We start from the raw sequence: 1,043 nt of genomic DNA, 5'->3' as shown, positions 1-1,043 counted from the left end.
CTTTATTTTTTCGCTATTTAATATTTTTTACAGCGAATTAATGGTATAATATTCCTACAAGGAGGTGAAAACATGTACTTAACTCAAAAGAATCAGTTGAGAAACCTTTCTAAAGAGGAATACCATGCTTTACTACAACTTTGTAGGCTATCTAAGAACCTGTATAACGTTGCTTTATACTCCATCAGACAACATTATTTCACTGAAAAGAAATATTTGTCTTATGAATCGAATTACCATGTTTGTAAAACGAATGAAAACTATCAATTACTAAATACCGATATTGCTCAACAAACTATGAAGGTAGTGGATCGTAACTTTAAATCCTTTTTCTCGCTTATTACTAAAGCTAAAGGAGGAAATTACAAGTTCCAAGATATCAACCTTCCAAAATATTTACCTACTGACGGTTATTTTTCACTTATTATCCCTCGCTTTAAGGTAGAAGATGGTTTCCTTACTATACCTATGTCTAACTCTTTTAAGAAGGAATATGGAAAAATTCGTATCCCCTTTCCAAATAGATTACTAGATAAAAAAGTAAAAGAAATTCGTATCCATCCTCGCTATAATGCAAGGTATTTTGAAGTTGAGTTTGTTTACCTTCAAAAAGATAAGCAACTAAAGTTAAATAAGTCGAACGCATTATCTATTGATTTAGGATTAGATAATCTTGCCACTGCTGTAACTAACACTGGGGCATCCTTTATTGTGGATGGTAAAAAACTAAAATCTATTAACCAGTGGTACAACAAAGAAAATGCAAGACTACAATCCATCAAGGATAAGCAAGGAATTAAAGGAACAACCAATAAGCAAGTCTCTATTACTAAAAATAGAAATGCTAAAGTAAATGACTACCTCAACAAAACTGCTAGGTATATAATTGATTACTGTATTACTAAGGATATTGGTAATCTTGTTATTGGTTATAACCTTGATTGGAAACGGGATATAAACATTGGAAAAAGTAATAATCAAAAATTTACACAGATTCCACATGGTAATCTTAGATTGAAACTCGAATCGCTTTGTGAGCGATA

The 1,043-nt window shown here is 31.3% G+C and carries 1 protein-coding gene; it reads left to right on the top strand.

Annotation, left to right across the window (positions count from 1 at the left end):
- Positions 1–72 precede the first annotated feature (72 nt).
- Positions 73–1,043, top strand: a 971-nt coding sequence (locus ERL59_RS20650) for an RNA-guided endonuclease InsQ/TnpB family protein (protein ID WP_160648114.1), incomplete at its 3' end; no start/stop codon positions are given.

The sequence above is a fragment of the Chengkuizengella marina genome, assembly GCF_009910845.1.
In the GTDB taxonomy this organism is placed as follows: Bacteria; Bacillota; Bacilli; order Paenibacillales; family KCTC-33759; genus Chengkuizengella; species Chengkuizengella marina.
The sequence above is the reverse complement of the archived record's forward strand: the minus strand, read 5'-3'. Positions and strand labels throughout refer to the sequence as shown.